This is a genomic window from Protofrankia symbiont of Coriaria myrtifolia (assembly GCF_900634755.1).
GTDB classification, from domain to species: Bacteria; Actinomycetota; Actinomycetes; order Frankiales; family Frankiaceae; genus Protofrankia; species Protofrankia coriariae.
This window is the reverse complement of record NZ_CAAAFS010000207.1, coordinates 1-8,117: the sequence shown is the minus strand read 5'-3', so window position 1 is coordinate 8,117 and position 8,117 is coordinate 1. Positions and strand designations below refer to the sequence as shown.

The 8,117-nt window shown below is 69.7% G+C and carries 5 protein-coding genes and 2 pseudogenes; 4 read left to right on the top strand and 3 right to left on the bottom strand.

All coding sequences use genetic code 11. The features are described 5' to 3' along the window. The 4 genes and pseudogenes from CM1CMNOD_RS21760 to CM1CMNOD_RS21755 all read left to right on the top strand — a co-directional run. Nucleotides 1-867 (top strand): annotated as a pseudogene (locus tag CM1CMNOD_RS21760) (cyclohexanone monooxygenase); the annotation flags it as partial. An 11-nt stretch (nt 868-878) separates the two neighbouring features. Then, entirely contained in the window at nt 879-1,763 is an 885-nt protein-coding gene (locus tag CM1CMNOD_RS11770; RefSeq protein WP_013873858.1) for an LLM class F420-dependent oxidoreductase, read from the top strand. Nucleotides 1,764-1,898: 135 nt separating this feature from the next. Beyond that, the gene (locus tag CM1CMNOD_RS11765; protein ID WP_013873857.1) at nt 1,899-2,579 is read left to right on the top strand and encodes an ATP-binding cassette domain-containing protein; all 681 of its coding nucleotides are present in this window, start codon (nt 1,899-1,901) and stop codon (nt 2,577-2,579) included. 209 nt (nt 2,580-2,788) lie between these two features. Further along, a complete protein-coding gene (locus CM1CMNOD_RS21755) occupies nt 2,789-3,373 on the top strand; it encodes a hypothetical protein (RefSeq protein WP_157491013.1) in 585 nt (194 codons plus the stop codon). A 237-nt stretch (nt 3,374-3,610) separates the two neighbouring features. Here CM1CMNOD_RS21755 and CM1CMNOD_RS11760 read toward each other — a convergent pair. The 3 genes and pseudogenes from CM1CMNOD_RS11760 to CM1CMNOD_RS22450 all read right to left on the bottom strand — a co-directional run. Beyond that, nucleotides 3,611-5,272: pseudogene (locus CM1CMNOD_RS11760) on the bottom strand (CRISPR-associated endonuclease Cas3''). Nucleotides 5,273-5,380: 108 nt separating this feature from the next. Then, the gene (gene treY / locus CM1CMNOD_RS11750) at nt 5,381-7,783 is read right to left on the bottom strand and encodes a malto-oligosyltrehalose synthase (RefSeq protein WP_050803784.1); all 2,403 of its coding nucleotides are present in this window, start codon (nt 7,781-7,783) and stop codon (nt 5,381-5,383) included. 142 nt (nt 7,784-7,925) lie between these two features. Further along, nucleotides 7,926-8,117 (bottom strand): hypothetical protein (locus tag CM1CMNOD_RS22450; protein ID WP_207387488.1); only part of this gene is annotated, 192 nt, incomplete at its 5' end.

Below are 8,117 nucleotides of genomic sequence, written 5' to 3'. Positions count from 1 at the left end.
CACCAGCGAATTCTGGAGGCTGGCTGGGAGGAGGGCGGGTTCCGCTACTTCCTGGAGACCTTCGACGACATCTTCGTCAACCCGGAGTCCAACGCGCTGGCCTCGGAGTTCGTCCGCAACAAGATCCGCACGATCGTCAGGGATCCGGCCACCGCCGAACTGCTGTGCCCGAAGCCCGACCATCCGCTCGGCGCCAAGCGGCCGCCGTTGGGGCACTTCTACTACGAGACGTTCAACCGGGACAACGTCGAGCTGGTGGACGTCAGCGGCAACGCCGTGGACGACATCACGCCCACCGGTGTGCGGCTGGCCGACGGCACCGAGTACGAGGCCGACGTCATCGTGTTCGCCATGGGCTTCGACGCGATGACCGGATCGCTGACCAGCGTCGACGTCCGCGGCAGGGGCGGGGTGACGATCGCGGAGAAGTGGCGGGGTGGGCCTCGCACCCATCTGGCGCTCACCGTCGACGAGTTCCCGAACTTCTTCATGATCGCAGGCCCGCAGATCCCGTTCGCGAACGCGCCGGTCATGATCGAGCCGGCCGCCGGGTGGATCGGGGAGGCCATCTCCTACATGCGCGAGCACGGCCACACCCGCATCGAGCCCACCGCGCAGGCCGTCGCGGCCTACAACGAGCAGTGCGAGACGTTCTTCAACGCGACCGTGTTCCCCGCCGGGGAGAAGATCCGCTCCTGGTTCGTCGGCGCGAACATCCCGGGCAAGCCGCACGGCGTGGCGCTGTACTTCGGCGGCTACCCGAACTACATCCAGGAGGTGCGGCGGGAGGCCGAGGGGGGCTTTACGCACTACCGGTTCTCGGCCGTCCGGGACGCGCGGCCGTCCGTGGGCGTGGCGGGCAGCTGAGGGGGACGGAGATGACCACAACACCCACAGGTGTCGGAATCTGGAACATGGGGCTCCGGTTCGGCGGGGAGGAGCAGGCCGTCGAGGCCGCGGTGGCCGCCGAGGAACTCGGGTACACGGCCGTCTGGCTGCCGGACCTGGGCGGTGGCGGCCTGTTCGAGCGGCTCACCGCGCTGCTGGCGGCCACCAGCCGGATCACGGTGGCCACCGGGATCCTCAACATCTGGATGCACGAGCCCGCGACCGTCGCCGAGCGGTACGCCAAGCTGACGGGGACGTACGGCGACCGGCTGCTGATCGGCCTCGGGGTCAGCCACGCGCCGATCGTCGACCAGGCCGAGGCCGGCCGCTACCGCCGGCCGCTGGCCAGGATGACCGAGTTCCTGGACGGTCTCGACGCCGCGTCCCCCGCGGTGCCGGCGCGCTCCCGGGTGCTCGCGGCGCTGGGGCCCAGGATGCTGCGGCTGGCGGGCGAGCGTGCGCACGGCGCCCACCCGTATCTCGTGCCGCTGGAGCACGTGGCGACCGCGCGTGCGGCGCTCGGCCCGGAGAAGTTCCTCGCCCCCGAACTCGCCGTGGTGCTGGAGACCGACCCGGACCGGGCCCGGCAGATCGCCCGTACCGGACTGGGCATGTACTTCGACCTGCCGAACTACCTGAACAACCTGCGGCGGTACGGGTTCACCGACGACGATCTCGCCGCGCCGGGCAGCGACCGGCTCATCGACGCCCTGGTGGCCTGGGGCGACGAGGAGACGATCGCCGCCCGGGTGGCCGCATACCGCGACGCCGGCGCCGACCACGTCGCGATCCAGGTCCTGATCGGCGAGCACACCGCCGCCGCGACCTTCCCGACCGAACAGTGGCGCCGCCTGGCACCGGTGCTGACCGGATAGCCGAGCGCCCGGGCCGTCGGCTCCCGTCGCCCCGAGGCGGTAGGGAGCGCGTCATGCCCAGGTGGAAAAGCGTCATGCCCGCCGTGCAGGAAGGAGGTCCTGCTGGTCGGCCCGGCCGGGGAGATCGTCCTGGCCGTGCGCGATCTCGTCGCTGGGCACGGCGGGCGGCGAATCCTGGACCGGCTCTCAGTCGAGGTCGCCCGCGACGAGTGCCTGTCGGTCATCGGCCCGTCCGGGATCGGCAAGACCCTCCCGTTGCGCCGCCTCGCCGGACCGCACCGTCGAACCGGGGGAGAGGCCGTCCTGGACGGCGCGCCGCTCGCGCCCACCGTCCGTGAACGGCACACAGAGCAGTTACGGCGCGTGCAACTGGTGCCGCAGAACCCGTACGACTCGCTCAATCCCCGCCACACCGTCGCGCAGATCCTCGGCCGGCCGCTCCAGCTCGCCTGTATCACCGACCGCGCGGCCCACATCGCCGACCTGCTGGCGCAGGTCGGGCTCTTCGCCGAGCACGCCACCCGTCACCCCCATGAGCTCTCCGGCGGGCAACGGCAACGCGTCGCGCTCGCCCCCCGTCCTGGCCGCGCGGCCCGACGTGCTGCTCTGCGACGAGATCACCAGCGCCCCCACCCCGTCGTCGCGGCCACCATCGGCGGCCTCCTCACCGATCTCCGCACCAGCACCGGAGTGGCCTTCATCGTCGTCACCCACGACCGCAACGTCGTACGCCGCCTCGGCGGCCACGTCACCACCCTCGAGAACAGCAGATTCACCGAACCCCACACCCCAACACCAGGCAAAGGAAGCGCATGACAACCACCCCCACCCACACGGCCAGGAAGACCTCGCCGGTTCACCCTCACGGGCGTGGGGACGTCTGCGGCCTTGCGGACCATCACCTTGTGGCCGCTTGCCATTTTCACCCATTTTCCCGGGTTGTTACAGTAATGCATTTCGTCGGCCAATTGATGCAAAGACGAAAAATATTTCATTATACTACACATTGGTGTATAGTGAATGAAATGGATGACGTTGAGATCGACATGAGCCGCTGGGCCGCGTTCGACGCGCCGCTCGGCAACGCCGGGCTCCGCGCACTCTACGACGCCGCGGACCCGCACACCTGGCTTGGTATCGCCCGGGACTACCGGGCGATACCCGTGGCCGAGGCCGCAGCCCGGAACGGGCGCGACGCCGCCCGGCAGATGATCGGCATGGAGAGCATGACCAGCGTTGATCGGCTGATCCGCGCCGCCCGGGAGGTCAAGGATGACCCGCGACGGCACGCGCTGGCGCTGGCGATGCGGCCGGCGATCCAGCGCGCGGCACTGCTGGACGCCGCACCTGGCTGGCGGGTCGAGCCAGAGACCGGCATGGTCTACCGGCTGTACGACGCGGACGGCCAGGACGTCACTGGCAACCCGCGCGCGACCGGCCGGTACCGGCGCCACGTCCGGGTGGACCTGGGTGTGTACATGTATGGCGTGGCGGACCTGGAGCTGCAGGCGGAGCAGGGGTTCGTCGTCCATGGGGAGACGGATAGCCCGGCGGAGGCGGTACACCTGGTGCTGGCGGAGCCACTGCCACTCGCCCTCGGAAAATCTTGAAAACTACTTCGGATCATCCCACGGGCGTGGAGACAGCAGGACCGGCACGGGTGGCATCCGCCATATCCGCAGATCACCCCTGCGGGCGTGGGGACGGCTGCACCGGTACGTCCGGTGCTACGCCGCCGTCTGCCGTGACTGCCCGCTCGACCACGAGTCCCGGCACCTCGTCGACGACGAGGGTCGTGGCCGTGGCGGCGGCCGTTGACGCCGGTAGGCACTACGTGGTGCCGAGGGTCATTCCCCCGGTGCCACTTGCTGCGAGATCAACATGTCGATCAGCCAAGAAGCATCCGATAGTGAGAAGCGCACCGCGATCAGCCCTGAACTGGCCCCTACATCCCGCTCCCAATGAGCGGGCTGGAGGGGCACCAAGGCATCGAACCGGGCCAGCGCCTCCGGCGTGAACGCCACGTAGGCCAGCGGATCCGCATCCGCCGGTGGCGGCCCACCCTGGCACGAGTAAACGGTGTCCACCTCGGCCCACAGCGCGCGGATCAGGTCGGCCATGCCTTCGTCGACCTGCACCGGCTGACCGTAGCGGCACACGGTGACCTGCGGATGGTCGGTCACGCTCCACATCTCCCGGACATGGAAGTGTCCCGGCAGGACCCCTCCCGCGTGGGAGGTTGATCGCATGCCGGGCCGAGAACCCTGGTCCACGGTCCCCACCGCCAGTGGTGCCAGCAGGCCTCGTTTACGGCCTCGCAGCCAGTCGGTGGCGGCCAGCCTGCTGAGGCTGTCACCGGACTCCTCACCGGTGAGCGGTGTGCTGTCGGTCGGTTCGGGAATATAGGTGCTGTTCAGCCAGGACATCGAATGCAGCAGGATCAGGGCCGCCGGGGTCTCCGCCCGTTTCGCCGCGTAGGCGCGGACCCGCTGGTACATCTGGTCCGCCGTCGCCATCGTCGGAAGCGTGACGAACAATCCCGGTGTACCTGCTGCGGCACCGATCAGCCGGGCTGCATGGAATGCGGTCTCGGTCTTCCCCTCACCCATGGGAGCCATGACCAGAAATAATGTCGGCCCACTGCCGAGAAGAGTCGGCAGTGTTTCGGAGACCGACGCCTGCAGTGGATTCGGATCAAAGGGGAACTCGTCGCAAAAACTGCCCTGGCGTAGCCGTAGCCTGGTCAGGCCGGCTGCGTCCAGCAGCGCGGGTACAAGTTTCTCGGTGCGTTCGTGATGTGCACGCAGAAGATCGGGAAGAGAACTATCGGGGATGTGTGGCAGGCGTTCCAGCAGGAAACTTTCCTGGCTGACGATCCAGTCCGCGAGGATCACGATCCCGCAGATGATGGCCGCAGCGTCGATGCTCATCCGTTGCGGCGGGGCAGGTGGCTCGAAAATTCCCCGGATCACTTCGAGGGTCGCCTGGCGCTGCTCCTCCCAGGCTCCCGCACCCAGCTCCGGGCGGCCCGGCCGGCGGATCTCGTTCTCCTTGAGTGGGTAAAAACAGCCGTGATGGCCACCCAGCATCTGGGCGATCCGGAATCCCGGGCCGCGCGCCGAGCGGCCCGGGTAGCCCAGCCGAGCCAGTGCTGGGCCGAGCCAGAGATGTATCGCGTGGTCGTGGCGAATCGAACCGTTCACCCTACCGTATTCGGCGATGGTGTGGGCGCTCTGTGCTCGCTGTGACTGAAAACTGGCAGTAATTTTCCCTATGTCGTGCAACGCCGTTCAAAAGGCGATGAGCCGGCCGACGGTCGAGATATCGGTTTCCATGCCGCGCGCGACCGCTGAGCGAAGCGACTCCGGCACGTAGTCCCGCCACAGGACCGTCGCCGCGGCTCCGCTGTCCATGAGATGGCATATCAGTGGATAGGGCCCGGGTAATCCTTTCGACTTTCCCCACAGATTCAGATCGACCGATATCTGGTCATCGATGGAACCATCCATCATTTCCCCCGTTACAAAAAAGTAGCTCTCGGTCGGCCCGACTTCCGGGCGGCCTTTTGATGTGGGTCTATTCGGAAGCCGGTGTGAAACAGCTGATGAATTGTCGGGTTACTGGGTGCGGACGAGGAGGCTGACGGGGAAGTCGCGCAGCAGACGTAGGACGTAGGCGACGCCGCCGTCGTGGCGGCGGCCGGTGAACAGGTCCGTCCAGCGACCGTCGGGCAGCGGGAGGGTGGTGTCGCGCCAGCCGCCGCCGCGGCGCAGCCCCAGGACCAGGCGCGGTGCCACGGCCACCACCGACCCCGAGCGGCTGAAGGCGACCACGTGGTCGGCGGCCGAGCCGGACGCCCACAGCGGCCGGTAGGTGGCCTGGGCGCCGAACCACGCCGGGTGTTCCCGGCGCAGCCGTAACGCGCGGGCGACGACGAGCAGTTTCGCCGCCCCGGTGTCGTCGAGCGGCGGTGGCTTGCGGCTGCCGGGTTCGGGGCCGAGTTCGGTCAGCAGCTTCGCGCGTTCGCCGAAGGCGACCGGGCGCCGGTTGTCCGGGTCGACCAGGGAGGCGTCCCACAGCTCCTGGCCCTGGTAGACGTCGGGCACGCCGGGGGAGACGAGCTGGAGCAGCTTCTGGGCCAGGGAGTTCTGGCGCCCGAGCTCCACCAGGGACGCGACGTAGGTTTCCAGCGTCGCGAGGTAGTCCCGGTCGTCGAGGACCGCGTCGACGTAGTTCGTCAGCGCCGACTCGTACCCGGGGTTCGGGTCGGTCCACGACGTGTGGGTCTTTGCCTCGCGGATGGCCTTGAGCATATACTGCCGGACCCGGTCGGCCGGCAGCGGCCAGGCTCCGACGAGGGTCTGGGCGAGCAGGTAGCTCGTCGGACGGTCCGGCCAGCCGTGTTCGATGTCGGTGTGCCGTTCGCCGAGGGCGAGCAGGCGGCGGACGGCCTCGCCCCAGCCGTCGGGGTCCTCGGTCAGCACGGCGAGCCTGGCGCGGACGTCCTCGGAGCGTTTGGTGTCGTGCGTGGACAGGGTGGTCATCGTCAGTGGCCAGGCCCGCTGCGTGGTGGTGTTGGCCTCGTGGAACTCGTGCACCGCGCTGTGCGGGTGCCCGGCGGGGAAGCCGGGGAAGTCGCCGGGGGAGCCGCCGACCTCGTTCAGCGCGATCATCCGGCCGTATCGGTAGAAGGCGGTGTCCTCGACGCCCTTGGCCATGACCGGCCCGGCGGTCTGCTGGAAGCGGACGACGAACTCCGGCGGGCCGGCCAGGGCCAGCTCCTCGACGAGGCCGATCTCGCTTGCGCGCAGGGGCAGCGACTCCCGGGCGTGTGCGCAGGCCCGCACGATGTGCCCGCGGGCCTCCAGGGTCGCCGCCGCGCCCGGGCGGACGTAGGCGCGGTAGACGGGGAAGGCGGCCAGCACCTCGGCCAGTGCCTCGTGCAGGCCGACGCGGGTGAGGTCCGCGCGCCGCCGCCGGGCCTCGGTCAGCGCGAGGGTGGTGAGCCTGTCCAGTTCGGGGCGCAGGGCGCCTGCGAGTACGTCGATCTTGGCCTGGCGGCTGATCGTGGCGAAGTCGGACCTGACGTCGGTAACCTCGGTGTAGAGGGTGCTGAACGCCCTGGCCGAGGCCGGGTCGATGAACAGCCGGGTGAGCCGGTTCAGCGCGTCGTAGCCGGTGGTGCCGGCGCACGCCCAGGTGTCGGGCAGCGCCTCACCGGGCTCCAGGATCTTTTCGACGACCGTCCACGCGCCGCCGGTGGCCTCGGACAGCCGGCGCAGGTACTCCTCGGGGTCGGCGAGGCCGTCGGGGTGGTCGATCCGCAGGCCGTCGATCGCGCCGGCCCGGATCTGGTCGAGGATCAGGCGGTGGGTGGCGGCGAAGACGTCCGGATCCTCCTGACGCAGGCCGGCGAGGGTGGTGATGTCGAAGAAGCGCCGGTAGTTCAGCTCGGTGCCGGCGACCCGCCAGAAGCACAGCCGGTAGTGTTGACGCTCGAGGGTGGCGGCGACATCGTCAGGGTCGACGGTCCCGTCCGCGACGGGTAGCACATGATCGTGGTAGACGACCACCCAGGCGCCGTCCTCGTCGGTGGCCAGCCGGATCTCGCCGCGGGCGAGGCAGGTGCCCAGCGCGTCCCCGAGAACCGGGATCACGATCTTCCCGGGGTTCTCCGGGGAGTTCCAGTCGATGTCGAACCAGGACGCGTACGGCGACTCGGCGCCCTCGCGCAGCACCGACCACCAGGCCGTGTTGGCCGACTCGGGCGCGGCCATCGCCATGTGGTTGGGCACCAGGTCCACCACCAGGCCGAGGCCTGCCTTGCGGCACGCGGTCACCAGCCGCCGGAACCCGGCCTGCCCGCCGAGCTCCGGGCTGATCTGGCCGTGGTCGACCACGTCGTAGCCGTGGGTCGAGCCGTCGACCGCCTCCAGGACGGGCGAGCAGTACAGATGGGTGATACCGAGCGTGGCCAGGTACGGCACGACGACGGCCGCGTCGGTGAAGGAGAACTCCATGCTCAGCTGCAGCCGGTAGGTCGCGGTGGGGACGGCCCGGCCGGGCTCGCCGCCGGCACCAGGCCCACCGAGCCCACCAGGGTTACCGAGCCCACCCGGGCCACCGGCAGGGGCGGCGCCGACGCCGGAGCCGCCCCGCGGATCAGTCGGCACAGCGCAGCACAAGCGTCGAACGGGCCTCGGCTTCGATCGGGTCGTCGGCCTTCACGACCCGACCGGTCAGGCGTGGGCCGAGCCCGGCGGCGCTCCCACCGCCTCCGCTCACCGCTCCGGCTCCAGCCGCCGCGCCGGTGCCGGACGCCGCGCCGGTGCCGGACGCCGCGCCGGCTCCGGC

Bases quoted from the DNA above. Each gene is read 5' to 3' on its own strand.
- CM1CMNOD_RS11770 (WP_013873858.1), top strand. From the start codon at position 879: ATGACCACAACACCCACAGGTGTCGGAATCTGGAACATGGGGCTCCGG.
- CM1CMNOD_RS21755 (WP_157491013.1), top strand. From the start codon at position 2,789: ATGGATGACGTTGAGATCGACATGAGCCGCTGGGCCGCGTTCGACGCG.
- treY (WP_050803784.1), bottom strand. From the start codon at position 7,783: ATGGAGTTCTCCTTCACCGACGCGGCCGTCGTCGTGCCGTACCTGGCC.